The organism is Desulfohalovibrio reitneri (genome assembly GCF_000711295.1).
In the GTDB taxonomy this organism is placed as follows: Bacteria; Desulfobacterota; Desulfovibrionia; order Desulfovibrionales; family Desulfovibrionaceae; genus Desulfohalovibrio; species Desulfohalovibrio reitneri.
In genome coordinates, this window is sequence record NZ_JOMJ01000001.1 from 16756 (window position 1) to 36868 (window position 20113).

The following is a 20113-nucleotide window of genomic DNA, read 5'->3' on the forward strand; positions in this document are numbered from 1 at the left end:
GCCATGCTGCTGCGACTGGTTCCCTGGCTGACCGTGGCGGCCTTTCTGCTGCCCGTGGCGGCGGGGCTGCTGGGCACCGTCCTGCCCGCAGTGGGCTATTTCCCCGCACTGGGCGGGGAGCGATTCAGCCTGGCTCCTCTGCGCAGCCTCTTGGAGCAGCCAGGGCTGGGCAAGTCCGTGGCGGTGACGCTGATCAGCGGTTTCGCCTCCACCCTGGCAGCCTTTGCCACGTCCACGGCCTTCTGCGCGGCCACCCACGACTCCAGGCTCTTTCGCTGGGCGCGCTATCTGTTCACCCCCAAACTAGCGGCGCCGCACGCGGCCGTGGCCATCGGAACGGCTTTTCTCCTGGCTCCCAGCGGCTGGCTGGCAAGGTTGTTCACTCCCTGGCTGACAGGCTGGGAAAGGCCTCCGGACGTGAGCATCGTGCACGACGAGTGGGGGATGTGCATGGCCTTCGGGTTGGCCCTCAAAGAGATTCCATTCCTGGTGCTCATGACCATGAGTGCCCTGAACCAGGTGCGGTCGAGCGAGAATCTGGCCGTTGCCCGCTCACTTGGCTACGGCCCGGCGACAGCCTGGATGAAGACGGTCTTTCCTCAGGTTTATCCGCAAATACGGCTCCCGGTGTACGCGGTGCTGGCCTTCTCCCTTTCGGTCGTGGACGTGGCCATCATCCTCGGCCCGACCAACCCGCCGCCTCTGGCCGCATACGTCTTCCGCCTCTTTTCCCACCGCGATCTGGCCATGCAATTCCCGGCCGCAGCCGGGGCGATGCTTCAGCTAGGGCTGGTGGCGGCCGGCATCGGGGTGTGGAGGCTGGCGGAATTGGCCGTTTCCCGATTGTTTCGAGGGTGGCTGACCGCGGGAAGCAGGGGAGGGGGAGTGCCGGTGGGGCGCGTCTGGGCTTGGTCCGCCCTGGGCATGTGCACCGGGGCGGCAGTGTTGGGCGCGGCGGTCATGGGTGTGTGGTCGCTGGCCAGAAGCTGGTGGTTTCCCGCGGCCCTGCCGAGCCGCTGGACTCTGGACAACTGGAGCCGCCACCTGGACAACCTGGCCGACCCGTTTTGGACCACGGTCGTCGTGGGGTGTGCGGCCACGGGGCTCGCCCTGGTGTTGGTCCTGGGCTGCCTGGAGAACGAGGACCGGCACCGTGTCCGCACCGAACGGCGCGCCTTGTGGTTGCTGTACGTGCCGCTTCTGGTGCCGCAGATAGGCTTTCTCTTCGGGCTGCAGGTGGTTCTGGTGCGACTGGGGGTGGACGGGGGCCTGGGAGCCGTTGTCTGGAGCCACTTGCTTTTTGTACTGCCCTACGTGTTTCTGGCCCTGGCCGACCCATGGCGATCCAAGGACGAGCGGTACGCCCGCACAGCTGCCTGCCTGGGATGTCCGCCCCGGCGAGTCTTTCTGCGGGTCAAACTGCCCATGCTTCTGCGTCCCGTCCTGTTCGCCGCGGCTGTGGGATTCGCCGTGAGCGTGGCGCAGTACCTGCCCACCGTCTTTGCCGGCGCGGGCCGCCAAGCCACCCTGACCACCGAGGCCGTGACGCTTTCCACCGGCGCGGACCGCCGGGTCATCGGGGTCTACGCCTTTGTCCAGGCGGCCCTGCCCATGCTGGTCTATCTGGCGGCGGTTGGGCTGCCGGGAAGAAGGAGGGAGTGAAGGCGGCAACGCGGCCCTGACTCCAGATTGGCTGCCCGCTCCACGGTCCCCGCGCGTCCTCGATCAGACGGCAATTCGTGAATTCGCCCCGGCGCTTGTCCAAGATGGGCGGTACGCGATATACTCGCAGGTAGGCAAATCCAGACTGTCTCTTCGGCGGAGAAAAGGCTTGCCCGACGCGCTCTTTTGGCCTAATCGGGGCTTGCCGGATTTTCCGGCCCGCGGCGGGAGCCGCCTCGAACTTCATTTTGAACAGTACAAGCCCCCGTTCGCCTTGACGGACGGGGCTTTTTCTTGGGGACCAACATGACGACGCAAGTCAACGAAGCCATCCGCAACATCGCCATCATCGCCCACGTCGACCACGGCAAGACCACTCTGGTTGACGCCATGTTCAAGCAGTCCGGAGTTTTCCGCGAAGGCAAGGAACTGGACGACAGGCTCATGGACTCGATGGACCTGGAGCGGGAGCGCGGCATCACCATCGCGGCCAAGAACTGCTCGGTGATGTGGAACGGGGTCAAGATCAACATACTGGACACCCCGGGCCACGCCGACTTCGGCGGCGAAGTGGAGCGGGCGCTGTCCATGGTGGATGGCGCGGTGCTGCTGGTGGACGCCTCGGAAGGTCCCCTGCCGCAGACGCGGTTCGTTCTCAAAAAGACTCTGGACCTGGGACTTCGCGTGGTGGTGGCCATCAACAAAATCGACCGCCATGACGCCAGGCCCGACGAGGTGCTGCAGGAGATTTACGACCTCTTCATCGAGCTGGACGCGGACGACGAGCAGATCGAGTTCCCCGTGCTCTACGCCATCGGCCGCGACGGGGTGGCCTCCACGGAGCTGGACAACCCCAAGCCGGATCTGGCCGAACTGTTCGAAACAATCCTGGCGACCATCCACGCTCCTCGCTTCGACGATGAGAAGCCGTTTCAGATGCTGGTATCCGACCAGGGCTACTCCGATTTCCTCGGCCGGTTGGCAATCGGCAAGATAGCCAATGGCAGCGCCAAGAGCGGCCAACGCCTCATTCGCATCGGTGAAAGCGGCAAGCACGAGTCCCTGCGCGTGACCCGGTTGCAGGCCTACCAGGGCATGGAACTGAAGCCTGTGGACGGCGCCCAGCCGGGCGACATCGTGGTGCTCTCCGGGCTGGACACGGTGCGCATCGGCGACACCATCACCGTGGAGGGAGGCGAGGCCTTGCCGCGCATCTCCGTGGACGAACCCACAGTGTCCATGCGCTTTACCATCAACACCTCGCCCCTGTCCGGCCTGGAGGGCGACTTGGTGACATCGGCCAAGATCGGCGAGCGGCTGCGCAAGGAATCGCTGGCCAACGTGGCCGTGCAGGTGGAGGAGGACGACGAGGGGTTCATGGTCAAGGGACGCGGCGAGTTCCAGATGGCCATCCTTATCGAAACCATGCGCCGGGAAGGGTATGAGTTGAGTGTGGGGCGGCCCGAGGTCATCCTCAAGACGGACGGGAAGGGCGGCCTGCTGGAGCCCATGGAGCGGCTCTACGTCAACTGCGAGGAAGCCTTCACCGGTACGGTCACGGAAAAGCTCTCCCTGCGCAAGGGGCGGCTGATGAACCTGGTCAACCACGGCAACGGCCGGGTCCGGCTGGAGTTCTCCGTGCCCTCGCGAGGGCTCATCGGCTACCGCGACGAATTTCTCACCGACACCAAGGGCACCGGCATCATGACCTCCTATTTCGACGGCTACGACGCCCACCGGGGTGAGTTTCCCACCCGCCACACCGGCTCCATCGTCTCCGACCGCCGGGGCAAAGCCGTGCCGTACGCCCTGTTCAACCTGGAGCCGAGGGGAACCCTGTTCGTGCAGGCGGGCGAGGATGTCTACGAGGGTATGATCATCGGCGAGCATAACCGCGACTCCGACCTGGACGTGAACCCGTGCAAGGAAAAGAAGCTGACCAACGTCCGCGCAGCGGGCCGGGACGAGAACGTGGTGCTGACCAACGTGCTGCCGTTGACCCTGGAGCGGGCCATTCACTTCATCCGCGCTGACGAAGAGGTGGAGGTCACGCCCAAGAGCATCCGCCTTCGCAAGGCGGAACTCTCCGGCTCCCGGCGGCACACCATGCGCGGAGCCGCCAAGAAGGCCACAGGCTAGCGATCATGGCCTTTCCATCTCCCTTGAGGTAGATTTGGGTGGGAGATGGTGATGGAAAGGTTGCCGGAATATGGGCGCAGGCGATGGCGCCGCTCCGGACAGGGGGTGGTCCTGGGTGCGGGCGCGGCCGCGGGATGGGCTGTTCTGAGCGGTCTGCTGGGCCTTTGGGACGACGCCGGGCCCGTCTATCAGGTTTGGTTGTACGGCTACATGACCGTCGGCTCCATGGCCGCTTTCGGAGCTTTCGGTTTCTTCGCTGGCGTGCATGAGGAGCGGTTCGCCGAAATGTCTCTGGTGGACCACCTTACCCGGGCCTACAACACCCGCTCATTTCATGAAGCGCTTCGCGGCGAGTTCGCCAACGCCAAGCGCCACAATCGCCCCCTGTCCATCATTCTCCTCGACCTCGACCACTTCAAGCAGATCAACGACACCTTTGGGCACCAGGCCGGAGACGAAGTGCTCCGGGCGGTAGCCAGTACTGTTTCCGATTACATCCGCGAGGGGGATACGCTTTACCGCGTTGGTGGGGAGGAGTTCGCCGTGCTCATGCCGGAAACCCCGGCCTCGGGCGGAATGGCCCTGGCCGAACGCATCCGCGAGGCCGTCCGTGAAAAGCCGGTGGTGATCGGTAAGAGCGAGCGGGTCAACGTCCGCATGTCCCTGGGAGTGGCCGGAACCGACCGCATTCAGGCGGAAACGTCCACGGAGTTGTTCGCCAGCGTGGATCATGCCCTCTACGAGGCCAAGGAGGGCGGGCGCGATCGCAGCGTCATGGCCGAGGACATCCACTTCGGGGACAGCACCGAGGTCTGGGTGGAAGGCGGCTGGGGCGGAGGTTGAGATGCGTCGCCGCGTCCGCGTTCTTTTCTGGATGGGGGCGGTTGTTCTCCTCCTGTCCCTCGCCGGGCTGGCGGTCCTCATCCATTCACGGCGGGTGGAACCCATCGACCCGGCGAAGGCCGAATCCCTGGCGGACATCTTTGGCGGAGCGGCGACGTTTCCAGAGCCCGTTTACAAGGGCGTCGATTCGTCATCGTACTATGTGACCATGCGCGACGGCGTGCGCATCGCCGTGGACGTTAATCTTCCCAAAGGCTTGCCGGAAGGGGAGCGCGTTCCGGCGCTGTTTTCGGCCACCCGCTACTGGCGAGACTGGGACCTGTTGCCACCGCTGGACTTGTTGCTGGGCGCGGGCGGCGACACGCGGTTTTTCTGCTCCCATGGGTACGCCGTGGTCAAGATGGACGCCAGGGGCACCGGCGCCTCCTTCGGAAGCCGAGGATTTCCCTGGTCCGGGAATGAGCGGCGGGACTACCTTGACGTGCTGGACTGGGTCGCCTCCCGTCCCTGGTCCAACGGCCGGGTGGGTGCGCGGGGAGTCTCCTACGAGGGCACCGCGGCCGAGTTCATGGCCGCAATGGGCCACCCCGCGCTCAAGTGCGCCGCACCCATGTTCTGCCTGTACGACGCCTACCGCGACATCGCTTTCCCCGGCGGCGTGCTCAACGACTGGTTCGTTCGCAAGTGGGGGTTGTTCAACAACGCCCTGGACGCCAACACCCTGCCCGACTCCCTGCCCTGGCTGGCCCGCAGGCTGGTGCGCGGCGTGGAACCGGTGGACGGCAAAGACGGGGAGGAGTTGTTGCGACAGGCTGTGGCCGAGCACAGCGCCAACGGCGATATTTACACCAATGCCCGCAGCGTGACCTTTCGCGACGACGTGGCGCGCCCCGCTGGCGTTTCCATCAACACCTTCAGTCCCCACGCCTTCGCCGAGCAAGCCGAGCGGGCTGGAACTCCGCTGTACGCCTGGGGCGGCTGGTTCGACGGCGCCTACGCCCGTGCGCTTCTTTCGCGGTTCAGGGGACTGGACGTGCCCCAACGGGCGGTCATCGGACCCTGGAACCATGGGGCGGCTTCGGTGGATGATCCCTTCCTGCCTGACGACGCCGGGGTCCAGCCGGGCGAAACCGCGCGGTTGTGGGAGCTCCTGCGATACTTCGACTACTTTCTCAAAGAGCGGGGACGACGCCCGGAAGATGGCTTGTTCTACTTCACCCTTGGTGAAGGAGCGTGGAAACGCACCGACGTCTGGCCGCCCCAGGGGCAAAGGCGGCGAAATCTCTTTCTGGCCGGTCCGGGGCAACTCTCCTTTGAAACTCCTGAAAGCGACGGCGAGGAAACCTACAAGGTGGATTTCCGGGCCGCTTCCGGCTCATCCAACAGGTGGCGAACCCAGCTTGACCGGGGCGCTGTGCGCTATCCAGACCGGGCAGAACGAGACCAGCGGCTTTTGCTCTACGAGTCGCCTCCCCTGGATGGACCGCTGGAATTGACCGGCTCGCCTGTTCTGCACCTGTACTTGGCCCTGGACGGCACAGACGGCGCGGTGCATGCCTATCTGGAGGCGGTGGACGAGAAAGGGACCCCGCGCATGCTCACCGAGGGAACGCTGCGGATGCTGCATCGCGCGGAATCCGAAGATTCTTCTCCCTATCCCGTGCCCGGGCCGTACCGAACCTTCCGACGCGCGGACGGGATGGTTTTGAATCCTGGTGAAATAGCGGAAGCGGCCATCGAGATGCTGCCCACCTCCGTGCTCATCCCGCGCGGCCACCGACTACGCCTGGCCCTGGCCGGGGCCAACGCTTCCCAGTTCGCACGCATTCCGGTTCAGGGCGGCTTGAGCTGGTCCGTGAAGCGCGGCCCGGCTTTCCCTTCCCGGCTCGATTTACCGGTCATACCCCGCTGACCCCCGAACACGGCGCGAAACCTGGTTTCGTTGCGCATTTCGTTTCCAGATCGTGTTTTTGACACGATTTTGAGATTCGTATACGCATGGCGCATCAGCTTTCATGATGAAATCACACTCAAGTGGTCCGTAATTCCGGGAGGCAGCCATGGGCAGGGTTTTTTTCATTCTTCTCATTCTGTTGACAGCTGTTTCCGCGCCCGCCGCGGAAAACCGGCACGTCACGGATGCCCTTGGCCGACAGGTCGCGGTACCGTCCGAAGTGGAACGCGTTATCTGCTCCGGACCGGGGTGCCTGCGGCTGCTCACCTATTTGCGGGCGCAGGACATGGCAGTGGGTGTGGACGACATGGAAAAAAGGCGTCCGGCCTTCGACGCCCGGCCATACGCCCTGGGGCATCCCGAGTTTAAGAAGCTCCCCCTGTTCGGCGAGTTCCGGGGACACGATAATCCGGAACTCATCGCCTCCCTCGATCCGGCGCCGCAGGTCATTCTCAAGACGTATCCCACAATGGGGCACGATGCCGCCGAATTGCAGGCCAAGACAGGTATTCCCGTGGTCGGCTTGGAGTACGGCGATCTGGTCAATTACCGGGAGCAGCTGAACCACGCCCTGCGAACCATGGGGCGGGTGGTCGGCAAATCTGAACGGGCCGAGGAGGTGATCAATTACTTTGACGGCGCGATAGCCGATCTCCATGAGCGGTCAGGGGATGTTGCAGATCCCCGCCGGCCAACTTGCTACGTGGGTGGCATCGCCAAGAAGGGGCCGCACGGTTTTCAATCCACCAACCCCACGTATCCGCCCTTCGTGTTTACCAACGCGGACAACGTGGCCAGCGACCCCTCCCTGACCGGGCGAGCCCGCCAGCACGCCAACGTGGCCAAGGAGATGCTCCTGGTCTGGGATCCAGATGTCCTTTTTTTGGACCTGGCCACCATGCAACTGGCGGGGGCCGCCTCCGGCCTGCACGAACTGCGCACCGACCCGGTTTACCAAGCTCTTTCAGCGACCGGAGAGGGGAGGGTGTACGGGCTGCTGCCGTACAACTGGTACACCAAGAATTTCGGAACCATTCTGGCCAACGCCTACTTTGTGGGCAAAACCCTGTACCCGGAGCGGTTCGACGACGTTGACCCGGCGGCCAAGGCGGACGCCATCTATTCCTTTCTGGTCGGCGAGTCCGTATTCGACCGCATGAACGAGTCGTTCCGGGGAATGGCGTACAGGCGAATTCAGGTGGCCGAATAAATGCACTTCCACGACGGCGCCGTACCAGAGGAATACCTGCGGTATACGGGGCGCAAGAAGCTCCTGCTTGCTCTGGGCGTTACCCTCTCGGCCTGCATGCTGGTGGCGGCCGTGTCCGTGGGGTCGGCCGGGCTGCCGGTACACGAAGCCGTGGCCAGCCTGCTGGGCATGGGCGACGACAAGCGGATCGACCTCATCGTCTGGTCCATCCGCCTCCCACAGGCCCTGACGGCAATCACAGCTGGGGCCGGACTGGCCGTTGCCGGGGCGGTCATGCAGTCCATTCTGCGCAACCCCCTGGGGTCGCCGTTCACCCTCGGCATTTCACAGGCTGCGGCGTTCGGAGCGGCCTTTTCCGTCATGGTGCTTGGTTCCGGGATCATGACCTCCACCAACGCCGGCGCTGTGACCATTGCCAACCCCTATCTCACCACGGCCACGGCCTTCTGTTTCTGCCTCTTGGCGGCCTGCGTCATTATCGCCGTTTCCAGGGTGCGCGGGGCGTCTCCGGAAACCATGGTGCTCTGCGGCGTGGCCTTGGGGTCGCTGTTCACCGCGGGCACCATGTTCCTGCAGTACTTCGCGGACGATGTGCAGTTGGCGGCCATGGTCTTCTGGACCTTCGGGGACGTTGCCAGGGCGAGTTGGCGGGAGTTGGCCTTCATCGCCATGGTTGTCGTCCTGTCTTCGATTTACTTTCTCTTTCAGTCCTGGAACCTCAACGCCATCGACGCGGGCGACGAAACGGCCAAGGGCCTGGGCGTGCGCGTGGAGCGGCTTCGACTGGTGGGCATGCTGGTGGCTTCCCTGCTGACCGCGGTGGTGGTTTCCTTCTTGGGCATCATTGGCTTTGTGGGGCTGGTTACACCGCACATGGTGCGGCGACTCATCGGCGGCGACCACCGCTACCTGCTCCCAGCGACCATCGTGCTCGGCGCGCTGCTATTGCTGGCTGCGGACACCGCCGCTCGGCTGCTTCTGGCTCCGCACATCCTGCCCGTTTCCGTGCTCACGGCCTTCCTCGGCGCGCCGGTTTTTCTGCTCCTTATCCTGCGGAGAAGAAGCTGATGCTCGCGGTCAACGACATCACCTTCGCTTACAACGGGCACAAGGTATTGCGCCGCGTGAATCTATCGGTTCCCCCCGGTAGCCTGACCGCCGTGCTGGGACCAAACGGCGCGGGCAAGACCACTCTGCTCAAGTGTGTCAACGCCATCCACTCCCCTGGCGGCGGGGCGGTCATGGTGGACGGCCGTGAGGTCTCGCGACTGGGACCGGAGGACATTGCCCGGCTGGTGGGCTACGTGGCCCAGCGCACGGAACCGGCCAGGCTTACCGCATTCGATGCCGTTCTCATGGGCCGCAGGCCGCACGTGCGCTGGCGCGTGTCCCGCCACGACCTGGAAACCGTGGACGCGGCCCTCAAGCGATTGGGGCTCGCCGACCTGGCCATGCGGCACATCGACGAGATGAGCGGCGGCGAATTGCAGAAGGTGGCAGTGGCCAGGGCGCTGGTGCAGGAGCCGCGCCTGCTTTTGCTGGACGAGCCAACCAGCTCCCTGGATCTGCGCAACCAGATCGAAGTGCTGCGCATGGTGCGGCGGGTGGTGGACGAGCACGGCGTGGCCGCGCTGATGACCATGCACGACCTGAACACCGCCTTGGCCACTGCGGACCGCTTCGTTTTCCTCAAGGAAGGGCGGGTCCAGGGGTGTGTGGACAAAAGCGGAATAACCGCGGAAATCATTTCGGAGGTTTACGGGCTTCCGGTGGACATCGAAACCGTGCGGGGGTTGCCTGTGGTGGCTCCACGCATGGATTGGAGGACGGCATGACTTGCGGGATCCCCTGGGAAAGAATCCAAGCGGTGATTGATTTCCATGGCCACTCCTGCCCCGGGCTGACCATCGGCGTGCGCGCGGCGGAAATGGCCCTGCGCGACCTGGGCCACGCTTCGGAGAGCGATCTTGTTGCCGTTGTGGAAACGGACATGTGCGGCGTGGACGCCATTCAGTTCCTCACAGGTTGCACGTTCGGCAAGGGCAACCTCGTGCATCGCGATTACGGCAAGATGGCCTTTTCCTTTTACGACAGGTCGTCGGGGAAGGGGGTCCGGCTGCTCCTGCACCCCGAAGCCCAGGGCGAAATGGGGGCGGAAATGCGGGATTTGATGGGCAAGTCAGCCCGGGGGGAGGCTTCCGAAGTGGACCGGACGCGCCTGGATGAACTCCGCGAGGCCGTGCAGCGGCGCTACATGGAGCTGCCCCTCGAGGTGTTGTTCGAAGCTAAGGATGCCCCGCCGCCACCCAGCCCGGCCCGGATTCTGGAGACCCTTACCTGCGCCGCGTGCGGGGAGGGCGTCATGGAATCGAGGAGCCGCCGAATGGGTGGCGAAACGCTCTGTATTCCCTGTTTCCAGGACGGAGAGCAGAAACGCTGACCTTGACCAGCACTCCCCCCAGGCACTACACCGGCTCGATACAAAATGCACAAGGGGAGAGCTACATGCAGACACGCACCGTTTTGTGGATAGAGGGCGACGGTATCGGGCCCGAGGTTTGGGCCGGAGCGCGCCCCGTTCTGGACGCCGCCGTGGAGAAGGCCTACGGCGGCGAGCGCAAGCTGGAATGGAAGGAACTGCTGGCCGGAAAGAAGGCCTTCGAGGCCACCGGCGAGTATCTGCCTCAGGAAACCATGGACGCCCTGCGCGGCGGCGATCTGGCCATGAAGGGCCCGCTGGAGACCCCGGTGGGCGGAGGCTACCGTAGCCTCAACGTCACCCTGCGCCAGGTGCTCGACCTGTACGCCTGCATCCGCCCGGTGCGTTACTTCCAGGGCATCCAGTCTCCGGTGAAGCACCCGGAGAAGGTGGACATGGTGGTCTTTCGGGAGAACACCGAGGACGTGTACGCGGGCATCGAATGGGCCTCCGGCTCGGACGAGGCCAAGCGGGTCATCTCCTTCCTGCGCGACGAAATGGGCGCGGCGGTGGACGCCAGCGCGGGCGTGGGCGTGAAGCCCATCACCCCGGGCGGCTCCAAGCGGCTGGTGCGCAAGGCCTTGCAGTACGCGGTAGAGCGCGACCGCTCCTCGGTCACCCTGTCCCACAAGGGCAACATCATGAAATTCACCGAGGGTGCCTTCCGCGCCTGGGGGTACGAGGTGGCCGCGGACGAGTTCGCCGACAAGGTCATGACTGAGCAGGAGGCGAACGAGGGCGGCTCCAAGCCCATCGTCATCAAGGACCGCATCGCCGACGCCCTGTTCCAGCAGGTGCTCATGTACCCGGAGCAGTACGACGTCATCGCCACCACCAACCTCAACGGCGACTACATCTCCGATGCCCTGGCGGCGCAGGTTGGCGGCCTTGGGCTGGCCCCCGGGGTGAACATGTCCGACGAGATCGCCTTCTTCGAGGCCACCCACGGCACCGCCCCCACCATCGCGGGCAAGGACCTGGCCAATCCCGGTTCCCTCATTCTCTCCGGGGCTATGCTCCTGGAGCACATCGGCTGGGATGAAGCGGCCAAGCTCATCCACGCTTCGGTGGAGAAGGTTCTCTCCGGCGGCCGCGTCACCGTGGACCTGGCCGGGCAGATCGAAGGCGCGGAGCAGGTGGGTTGCAAGGAGTTCGGCCAGCTGATCGGCGAAAACCTGTAGCCAGCCGCGCGTACTGAACGACCATGGGCGGCTCCTTCGGGGCCGCCCTTTTTTCTTGCGCTAGAGAAAGATGAGGCCCAGGACCACCACCACGCCCAGTGCGGGCAGTAGGTCGCCCAGCCGGACGTACTTGAGTTCCAGCAGATTGATGGAGATGCCTAGGATGAGCACGCCGCCCACGGCGGTCAGTTCGCCGACAAGGGCGTCGGTGAGGACGTTTTGCAGCTGCGCGGCCAGCAGGGTCAGGCCGTACTGGTAGGCGAAAAGAGGCAGAGCGGAGAAGAGCACCCCGACCCCGAAGGTCGAGGCAAGGGCGATGGAGGCGAAACCGTCCAGCAGGGACTTGGTCAGCAGCAAGGTGGGGTCGCCACGCAACCCTTCGTCGAACGCGCCCACGATGGCCATGGAGCCGATGCAGTAGAGCAGGGTGGCTGTGAGTAGCCCCTCGGTGAACTTCTCGTTGCGGGAGCGCACCACCTTTTTCAGCCTGTCGCCCAGGGAGGCCAGAAAGTCCTCCAGTCCGAAGGCCGCACCGATGATTCCGCCGATGATGATGGAGAAAATGACGATGAGCGGTTCGGCCATTTCCAGGGCCATGTCCATGCCCACGGCCAGGGTGCACAACCCCAAGCCCTGAAAGACCACCAAGCGCACCCGCTGCGGGAAGCGGGCGCCCAGCAGCAGGCCGATGGTGCCGCCCACCAGGATGGCGACGACGTTGACTATGGTGCCTAGAGGGAAAACGTCCATGGCTGCTCCGAAGCGACAGCAGCTATCATGCCCGGTGTCGTACGGCAAGAAAAAGCCTTGAGACACGGGGACTCCGGGCGTATTGGTAGGAAATGGAAAAGTACGGACGGTCTTTGGAGCGGGCATGATAGAAATACTGGACGAAAGCCATGGCGATACGGTCGGTATGCGCGTGGACGGCGGAATTTCCGTGGAAGATTAGCGCAGAGTGGAATCGGACCTGGAAAAGGTTTTCGCCGAGCACGGCAAGGTGAACGTAGTCGCCGTGGTGGAGAGTATGGAAGGCTACGGCTTCAAGGAGTTTCTGGAGGATTTGCGCTTTGTGTTCAAGCACTGGAGCCAGTTCCAGCGTGTAGCCGTGGTCGGCCGGTCTGAATGGATGAAGCTGGCCGCCAAGGTGGATTCCGCCCTGGCCCCGTGGGAAGAGCGCTTTTTCACGCCCAACCAAATCGAGCAGGCATGGAAATGGGCCAAAGGCAAGGCTTGACAGGTCCGCTCGCCGTTCCCTAGATAAGCCGTCACCCACCGTGCCGGGATGGCGGAATTGGTAGACGCAGCGGACTCAAAATCCGCCGGTAGCAATACCTTGTGGGTTCGAGTCCCACTCCCGGTACCACAATAATACCAGCGCTTTAGGCGCACAGAAAAGCCCGCTTGGCCGCATCGAAGAATGCGCAGCCGGGCTTTTTGTCTCCCTGTTGTCCCCAATGGGTATGCGATGGAGTGATGCCGGAAAAACGGAATGAGGCGGGTGGTGGGGCCTCCCAGTCCGGGCTGAGCCCGGCAACCCCACATATCGCTCCGCACCGAGTGGTTCGGTGGTGCTACGGCCGGGAGATTCATCACCGTGTCGCACCCGCCTCATAAAAAAACGTAGTGCATGAAACGGCCGAGGTAAATTGGCGGCCAGTGGAGATTTTTCGGAATAATGCCAGGAAGGGGACGTCATTCGCTGATGGACAATGTGATCTCACGTTCAGCGAGGGTGGCGGATTTTGCTCCAGCGCAGCTGGACTTGGCCACCAGGTTGACCATGAAGCGGAATATGTATTCGCCCGGAACAGGACAGGTTATGGTGCTCTCGGGTACGCCGGAAAGGACTTCCGGGGTTCCGCCTTCCGGACCGGACAGTCGTGTTACCAGATTGGTCATGTAGAATCCGGGCGGAAGCCGGGGAGGTTTCACCGATACCACTATGACAATGGGGTCGCCGACCGTGCCCGAATAGTGATCGCGGGGAAAGGTGACTTTCATGGGCGGGACACCCAGGGGGCAGGCCTCGGTTGATTGCCGCGCTTCCGCCGGCTCGGCTAGGGCGATGCACCCCAGCAGAAGGACCAGGGCGGCGATGATGCTTGTCCGCATGTTGTTTACTCCGTACTGGGTATGGTAGCTACTCATCAGGAGAAGGGGAAGATCCAGTGTCGAACAGCCATGCCGAAGTACGTACGATCCGGACGGCCGCGGACATTCTTTTGTCCTTGCGCGGCGCGTCCCGCGTGGAATCGTTTCTGGAAAAGTGGAAACGGAACATGGACCTTGCCGGGTATCTTGAGCATACCACGGCCAAGCGTGAGGACTGCATTCGCTCCTACGAGGGTTTTTTGGAACCTGTTTGGGCGGACGCGCAGGGCGCTGGCGCGAGGGGGTTCGCCCAACTGATCTCCAACGACGACGGCTGGGCGGACGCAGTGGTGGAGATGGCCCGACGGCATCGCTCCCGGGGAGTGACGCCGGAGATGTTCATCGGCTGCTTCGAGACGCTTGTGCAGTCGATTGAAGAGATTGTCACCGAGATGGAGGCCCCGGCGGCCGAGGCCCTCAAGGCGGGCACGACGCTTCGGGCCTACGCCGACGCCCTGGTGGCCGTCCTTGTGGCGGACTGGTCCGCCTCTTCCAGCCGGGACATGCTGGCGGAGCTGGATGGGGCCAATAGGCAACTGACTCTGCAGAAGAACAAGTACGAGAACATCCTGGCCTCCACCTCCGACGTGGTGCTGGTTGTGGACGACGAAGGCCGCATTGTGGAGGCCAACGAGTCCGCGTGCATGTATCTGGACGAAAGCCGCTTTCATGAGCCCGTGTGGGACGTCTTGGGACTGGAAGCCGGTGGCATGGAGGATCTCGCGTCCTTCTATCCCCCTGACGTCGCCCACGAGATCAGCCTGTACGACGAGGAGTTTTTCTTCGAACTGCGCGTGGTGCCGCTGCATTCGGTCAGCCTAGCATCCACCGGATACCTCTTCCTGCTGACCAACATCACTCAGCACGTCAAACAGCGCGAGATTCTGGAAGAGAAGGTGAGGGAACGGACCAGCGAACTGGAACAGGAAAAGAACCGCCTTGAGGAAATGAACATCACCCTGCGCAACGTCATGGGGTCCATCGAGAACGACCGCAAAGACCTTGAGCGTTCCATCTCAGCGACGGTGGAAAACCTTCTGCTTCCCACCATGTCGCGGCTCAAGAACGAGGGCTCCGCCGCCGTGCGCAAGGGCTACATAGACATCATCGAAGACCAGCTCTCGCGCTTGCACACCGGTGGCGAATCCGGCGCCGAGGCGCATCTGCTCAAGCTCACGCCCACAGAAATGCGCATCTGCCAGTTCATTCAGGCGGGGTCGGCCTCCAAGGACATCGCCGAGGCCATGAACCTTTCCCTGACAACGGTGCAGACCCACCGCCGAAACATTCGCAAGAAGTTCGGCCTGCATAACAGCAACGTGAACCTCTACAATTTTCTGCACAGCGGACATAAAGGCGTCGACCTGGCCGACTGAGTAGAAAAACATACCCACTCTTTCCTCATTTTCTCAACTGGAAGGACTCCCCGCGTCACGCGAAAAGGGGAGTCATGGAATACCGCTGTTCCGAATCCGACATCACCGGAGTTGCCGCGCGGCCGTTGCGCGATTTCTTCGCCGCGGTCACGAAGGATGACATGCGTGCCGCGTTCGAACTGTTGGCGGCGGACGACCCGGATGCGCCACGCGTTTCCGACTGGGACGAGGTGGAGTTCGCCTTCAACAGGTTCTTTGTGGGACCTGCCAAGTTGCAGGCCGCGCCGTACGCCTCTGTTCACCTGGACCCGGAAGCGAGTCTCATGAGCGAGTCCACACTGGCGGCCAGGGGGGTGTACGACGCCCTGGGGCTGGCCGTGCCTGATCGGGCCATGCCCGACGATCACATCGCCTACGAGCTCGACGGGGCCATCGCCCTACGTTTCGCCGCCCAGCACGTCGAGCCCGAACGAAGCGGGGATTTGGCCGACCTTCGGCGGCAATTCATCACGGAGCACATGGGAAAGTGGATTCCGGCCTTCGCGCAAAGCGTGAGGCAAGCGGGGCCGCCGCCCGCCATCGAGTACGTAGCGCGCCGCCTGGAAGGCTGGCTCGAGGCGGAGATGGACGAGGCGGACGAGGCCGTAACCAGGGGCTAGGAGGACAACATGGTCAAGGAAACCATCAGGGACGCCACAGGGCTTTCGAGACGCAGGTTCCTGCAGGGGATGCTGGCCACCGGGGCCGTGACCCTGCTGCCCTGCGGGCTGTTGCGGCCCACCACGGCCAAGGCCAAGCAGGTGTATGAGGGAAACTACGAGATTTTCCGCAACGCCTGCCCCAGAAACTGCTACGACACCTGCAGTATCAAGACCTACGTCAAGGACGGCGTGGCCCGGTTCGTGGAAGGCGCACCGGAGTCCACCTTCACCAGGGGCGGGCTGTGCGTGAAGGGCAACACCTACATCCGGTACAGCTACAGCCCGGACCGCATCAAATACCCCATGGAGCAGCAGGGCCGGGGCACCGGCAACTGGAAGCGCATCTCCTGGGACGAGGCCTTGGACAAGATCGCCCGCAAAATGCTGGACATCAAGGAGCGCGACGGCTCCCTGCTCGGGCTGGGACTGACCAAGTATTCCGGAAACTTCGGCATCACCAACTACGTGGTGGAGGGCATGATGTCCTCCCTGGGCTACACCACGCGTTTTGTGGGCACGCCCTGCTGGCCCGCCGGCATCGACGCCCAGAACTACGACATGGGCGGCATGTGGTGCAACGACCCCGAGGACATGGTCAACTCCAAGTACATCATCGTCTGGGGAGCCAACCCGGCGTGGTGCTCCGTGCATTCCATGAAGTACATATACGCGGCCCAGGAAGCCGGGGCCAAGGTGGTGGTCATCGATCCGGTCTTCACCCAGACCGCGGCCAAGGGCGACGAGTACTGGCAGGTTAAGACCTCCTCCGACGGCGCGCTGGCTCTGGGCATGTGCCGCCATATCCTGGACAAGGGCATGGTGGACCGCGATTGGGTCAAGGACAACTCCATCGGCTTCGCCGAGTTCGAGCAATATCTGCGCGACAACGTCACCGTGGAGTGGGCTTCGCAACTCTCCGGCGTGCCCGCAGAGCGCATCACCAAGGTGGCCGAGGAGTTCGCCGCGGCCAAGCCCGCCACCATCTGGCTGGGCTACGGGCTGCAACGCCACGTCAACGGCGGGGCCACGGTGCGCTCCATCGACGCCCTGGTGGCCATGACCGGAAACGTGGGCAAGGAGGGCGGCGGCGCCCGCTACGGCCACCTACACACCTGGGGCTTCAACTACCACGCCTTGATTCAGAAGCAGCCCGCAGGCTCCGTGGGCTGGACCGGCGAGGGCGGCCCCAAGGGCGAGTTCGACTTCAGCGGCGGCGCGGGGGAGATCGACTTCACCGACCGCTCCGTGAACATCAACAAGACCGCCCAGGCCATCCTGGACACGGACAACCCGCCCATCCGCATGCTGTGGGTGTCCTGCAAGAACGTCTTCTCTCAGGACTTCGACCGAAATAAGATGCTCAAGGCTTTCGACAAGCTGGAGACGGTGGTGGTCGTGGACCATTTCTTCAACCAGACGGTGGAGCAGGCGGACATCGTCCTGCCGGCCACCACCAACCTGGAGGAATGGACCATCAACGCCTCCTATTGGCACTACTGGCTGTCCATCAACCAGCCAGCCATCGAGCCCATGTACGAGGCCAAGTCCAACATGGAGATCGCGGCCGCGCTCTCCAAGAAGATCAACTCCCTCGCCCCGGGCTCCTGCACCTTCCCCGAGGAGGTGGACACCCGCGAGTGGACCGCCAAGGAGTTCAACAAGGGCATCTACGACCTCTTCGGCATATCGAGCTGGGAAGAACTGCTCAAAGGGCCGGTGAAGGCCAAGATGCACCCCGCCTCCTGGCACGACGGCAAGTTCGCCACGCCCTCGGGCAAGTACGAGTTCAAGTCGGAGTTGTGCGCCGAACACGGCCACAACGCCCTGCCGGTGTACGTGGAGCCCCGCAAGCCCTACGACCGGCTCAGGCTGCTCACCCCGCACTCCAAGTTCAACATCCACTCCCAGTTCCAGAACCTGGACTGGATGGCCGACTTCCACAACGAGCCCATCGTCTACGTCCACCCCAAGGTCGCCGCCGACAGGGGTATCGAGGACGGGGACATGGTCCGGGTCTTCAACCAGGTGGGAGAGGAGCGGCTCAAGGCCCACATCACCACCAATGTGCCGCCGGACGCCATCATGATGTACGAGGCCTGGTACGCGGGCAAGAGCTACAACTGCAACATCCTGGTGGATGACACCTCCGCGGACATGGGCAAGTACAAAACCGGTTCGCCGGGAGTGGCCATCCACGATCAGTTTGCCGACATCGCCAAGGCCTAGGGAGGCATGCCATGAAAAAAAGACTCGGCTTCTACGTCGACGCCAAGCGCTGCATCGGGTGCTACACGTGCGCCATGGCGTGCAAGAACCAGTACCACCAAGTAAACGGCGTGGTCTGGCGCGACATCTACGACCTCAAGGAGGAGCTCTTCCCGCACCGGGAGCGGGCTTTCTACTCGCTGGCTTGCAACCACTGCGAGAACCCCACGTGCCTGGAGGTCTGCCCTGTGGTGGCCTATTACAAACGGGATGACGGGGTTGTGGTCCACGAGCAGGAGAAGTGCATCGGCTGCGGCAACTGCATCCGCTCCTGCCCCTACGGCGCGCCGCGCTACAACCCGGTGGAAAAGCGGGCGGAGAAGTGCAGCCTGTGCTGGCAGCGGCTGGACGCCGACCTGCTGCCCGCCTGCGTTTTGAGCTGCCCCACCGACGCCCTGCAGCTCATTGACCTGGCCACCTTCGATGAACCGAACGCGGTCCAGTTCCCGCCGGGCTATCCCCGCATGAGGAGGCTGAACCCGTCCACACGTTTCCGCATGGCGGAAATGCCCAAAATCTACAGGAGGGAAGACGTATGACACCTTCTGATCTTCCTCTCGTGTTCTTCACCGTGCTGAGCCAGCTGGCCATCGGCATGGTGCTTGTCAGCGTATTCCGAGGCAGAACGGCCGAGGGGCCGGAAGCCGGCGGGAGAATTGAATGGCTCACCGCAGGGGGACTGCTGCTGGCAGCGCTGGTGGCTTCCCTCTTCCATCTGGGGCACCCCCTGGGCGCGCCCAACGCCATCAAACACCTCGGTTCGGCCTGGCTCTCGCGGGAGGCGCTGTTCTTCGGCCTGCTGCTGGCCCTCATCGTGCTCACCGCCCTCACCGGGCTCAAAAGTACCCTGGCCCGGATCACGGCCCTGGTCGGCGTGATCGCCCTGTTTGTCCAGGGCATGACCTATTCGCCGCCCAGCTTCCCCGCCTTGAACAACGGCCTGCCGTTCGTCTTCTTCGCCATCTCCGCGGTTGTGCTTGGTGCCGGGTTCGGGTCTTACTTCGCGCCCAAGTCCAAGCAGGGGATGCTCACCCGCGTGCTGACCTACGGGTTGGTACTGGGACTGGTGGTATTCCTGGTCGTCCCCTGCGTTTGGCTCTCTGGCGGGGAGATCATGGAAATGACGGCCATGGGCTGGCTGACCTCGCCCCTGTACTGGGTGCACATCATCGTCGGGCTGGCCATTCCTTTGGCCGCTGTGCTGTTCGCCGGGCGAATTCAGCCCTGGGTGCCGATCCTGCTGCTTGTGGGAGCGTTCTGCGGCCGCCTGGTCTTCTACCTGGAGACAGTGCATACAGCGGTCAACATGGGCGGCATGTACTAACACCGCACACATCCGAACGGCGCGGGCTTCGGCCCGCGCCTTCTCTTTCTTCATGGCGGACCGCACACGCATAGAAGTCACCGAGGCGACCTGGAACCCGATTACGGGATGCTCGTCCGTGAGCGAGGGATGCCGCCGTTGCTACGCCGCCCGCTTCGCCAAGCGGCTGGCCGGGCGGTACGGCTACCCTCAAGAGAACCCCTTCGCCGTGACAGTTCATTCGGACCTGTTCGGCCAGCCTGGTGCATGGCGGAAGCCGCGCCATATCTTCACTTGCTCCATGGGCGACTTGTTCCACGCCGACGTGCCGGGCGAGGCATTGCAACGGGTTGTCCGGGCCATGGCCGAGAACACCCGTCATACCTACATGGTCATCACCAAGCGTCCGGAGCGCATGGCCGCCTTTATACGTGGGCTGCATTCAAGCCTGCGGGCACTGCTCAAGGAAATCCTGTGGCTTGGAGTGACGGTGGAAAATCAGGAAAGGGCGGAAGAGCGCCTTCCCTGGCTGGTGGAGAACTGGCCCGGGCTGCGGCTGGCCTGCGTTGAGCCCATGTTGGGGCCGGTGGACCTTTCCCCATGGCTTGGAGGGGAGCGCGGCCTGGACTGGGTTATCTGCGGCGGCGAAACAGGACCCGGCGGACGGACCATGGACCCGGACCACGCCCGCGGCTTGCGCAACGCCTGCCTGGAAGCCGGTGTGCCGTTCTACCTCAAACACTTCGGCGGACCCGATAAGAAGCTGACCGGACGTACCCTGGACGGACGCACCTGGGACCAGATGCCGCCATACCGACGATAACCCCCGCTAACCAATGCGAAAAA

18 protein-coding genes and 1 tRNA gene are annotated in these 20113 nt (G+C 63.6%); 17 read left to right on the top strand and 2 right to left on the bottom strand.

The genetic code is table 11. The annotated features are described in order from the left end of the window. Window positions 1-3 precede the first annotated feature (3 nt). The 9 genes from N911_RS0100085 (at window position 4) to icd (ending at window position 11468) form a co-directional block, all read left to right on the top strand. Window positions 4-1662, top strand: a complete 1659-nt coding sequence (locus N911_RS0100085) for an ABC transporter permease (RefSeq protein ID WP_029893191.1) — start codon at window positions 4-6, stop codon at window positions 1660-1662. 306 nt (window positions 1663-1968) lie between these two features. Next, a complete protein-coding gene (gene typA, locus N911_RS0100090; RefSeq protein ID WP_029893192.1) occupies window positions 1969-3801 on the top strand; it encodes a translational GTPase TypA in 1833 nt (610 codons plus the stop codon). 51 nt (window positions 3802-3852) lie between these two features. Next, window positions 3853-4644: a GGDEF domain-containing protein gene (locus tag N911_RS0100095; RefSeq protein ID WP_051693743.1), complete on the top strand. Its 792-nt coding sequence runs from the start codon at window positions 3853-3855 to the stop codon at window positions 4642-4644. Between the two features lies 1 nt (window position 4645). Beyond that, window positions 4646-6556, top strand: coding sequence for a CocE/NonD family hydrolase (locus N911_RS0100100; protein ID WP_051693744.1), 1911 nt, complete (start codon window positions 4646-4648; stop codon window positions 6554-6556). Between the two features lie 148 nt (window positions 6557-6704). Beyond that, on the top strand, window positions 6705-7808 hold the full coding sequence (locus N911_RS0100105; RefSeq protein WP_029893198.1) for an iron ABC transporter substrate-binding protein: 1104 nt from the start codon (window positions 6705-6707) through the stop codon (window positions 7806-7808). Then, the gene (locus N911_RS0100110; RefSeq protein ID WP_029893201.1) at window positions 7809-8876 is read left to right on the top strand and encodes a FecCD family ABC transporter permease; all 1068 of its coding nucleotides are present in this window, start codon (window positions 7809-7811) and stop codon (window positions 8874-8876) included. Beyond that, window positions 8876-9643 carry an ABC transporter ATP-binding protein gene (locus tag N911_RS0100115; RefSeq protein ID WP_341860281.1) on the top strand — a complete coding sequence of 256 codons (768 nt, stop codon included), beginning with the start codon at window positions 8876-8878 and terminating at the stop codon, window positions 9641-9643. The genes N911_RS0100110 and N911_RS0100115 overlap by 1 nt, the downstream gene beginning before the upstream one ends. A gap of 32 nt (window positions 9644-9675) precedes the next feature. Further along, window positions 9676-10248 carry an FmdE family protein gene (locus N911_RS0100120; protein WP_341860282.1) on the top strand — a complete coding sequence of 191 codons (573 nt, stop codon included), beginning with the start codon at window positions 9676-9678 and terminating at the stop codon, window positions 10246-10248. 65 nt (window positions 10249-10313) lie between these two features. Then, the gene (gene icd / locus N911_RS0100125) at window positions 10314-11468 is read left to right on the top strand and encodes an NADP-dependent isocitrate dehydrogenase (RefSeq protein WP_029893206.1); all 1155 of its coding nucleotides are present in this window, start codon (window positions 10314-10316) and stop codon (window positions 11466-11468) included. Window positions 11469-11528: 60 nt separating this feature from the next. Here icd and N911_RS0100130 read toward each other — a convergent pair whose 3' ends face one another. Next, window positions 11529-12218: a DUF554 domain-containing protein gene (locus N911_RS0100130; protein ID WP_029893208.1), complete on the bottom strand. Its 690-nt coding sequence runs from the start codon at window positions 12216-12218 to the stop codon at window positions 11529-11531. Window positions 12219-12426: 208 nt separating this feature from the next. Here N911_RS0100130 and N911_RS0100135 point away from each other — a divergent pair, with 208 nt between their 5' ends. Together N911_RS0100135 and N911_RS0100140 are read left to right on the top strand one after the other, a co-directional pair. Beyond that, a complete protein-coding gene (locus tag N911_RS0100135) occupies window positions 12427-12705 on the top strand; it encodes a SpoIIAA family protein (RefSeq protein WP_029893210.1) in 279 nt (92 codons plus the stop codon). Between the two features lie 42 nt (window positions 12706-12747). Next, a tRNA-Leu gene (locus N911_RS0100140) sits at window positions 12748-12834 on the top strand. Window positions 12835-13163: 329 nt separating this feature from the next. On the opposite strand, the gene N911_RS0100145 is transcribed toward N911_RS0100140, so the two are convergent. After that, window positions 13164-13619: a hypothetical protein gene (locus N911_RS0100145; protein ID WP_138774297.1), complete on the bottom strand. Its 456-nt coding sequence runs from the start codon at window positions 13617-13619 to the stop codon at window positions 13164-13166. A 98-nt stretch (window positions 13620-13717) separates the two neighbouring features. Between N911_RS0100145 and N911_RS0100150 the strand changes: the two genes are divergently transcribed. From N911_RS0100150 to N911_RS0100175, 6 genes are all read left to right on the top strand, one after another. Continuing rightward, on the top strand, window positions 13718-14998 hold the full coding sequence (locus N911_RS0100150; RefSeq protein ID WP_138774298.1) for a LuxR C-terminal-related transcriptional regulator: 1281 nt from the start codon (window positions 13718-13720) through the stop codon (window positions 14996-14998). Window positions 14999-15072: 74 nt separating this feature from the next. Next, window positions 15073-15657 carry a TorD/DmsD family molecular chaperone gene (locus N911_RS0100155; RefSeq protein ID WP_051693747.1) on the top strand — a complete coding sequence of 195 codons (585 nt, stop codon included), beginning with the start codon at window positions 15073-15075 and terminating at the stop codon, window positions 15655-15657. 9 nt (window positions 15658-15666) lie between these two features. After that, window positions 15667-17925 carry a molybdopterin-dependent oxidoreductase gene (locus N911_RS0100160; protein WP_035104129.1) on the top strand — a complete coding sequence of 753 codons (2259 nt, stop codon included), beginning with the start codon at window positions 15667-15669 and terminating at the stop codon, window positions 17923-17925. Window positions 17926-17936: 11 nt separating this feature from the next. Further along, window positions 17937-18503, top strand: coding sequence for a 4Fe-4S dicluster domain-containing protein (locus tag N911_RS0100165; protein ID WP_029893220.1), 567 nt, complete (start codon window positions 17937-17939; stop codon window positions 18501-18503). Beyond that, window positions 18500-19288, top strand: coding sequence for a dimethyl sulfoxide reductase anchor subunit family protein (locus tag N911_RS0100170; RefSeq protein WP_029893222.1), 789 nt, complete (start codon window positions 18500-18502; stop codon window positions 19286-19288). Before N911_RS0100165 ends, N911_RS0100170 begins: the two co-directional genes overlap by 4 nt. Before the next feature lie 52 nt (window positions 19289-19340). Further along, on the top strand, window positions 19341-20090 hold the full coding sequence (locus N911_RS0100175) for a DUF5131 family protein (protein ID WP_035104130.1): 750 nt from the start codon (window positions 19341-19343) through the stop codon (window positions 20088-20090). Window positions 20091-20113: the final 23 nt, after the last annotated feature.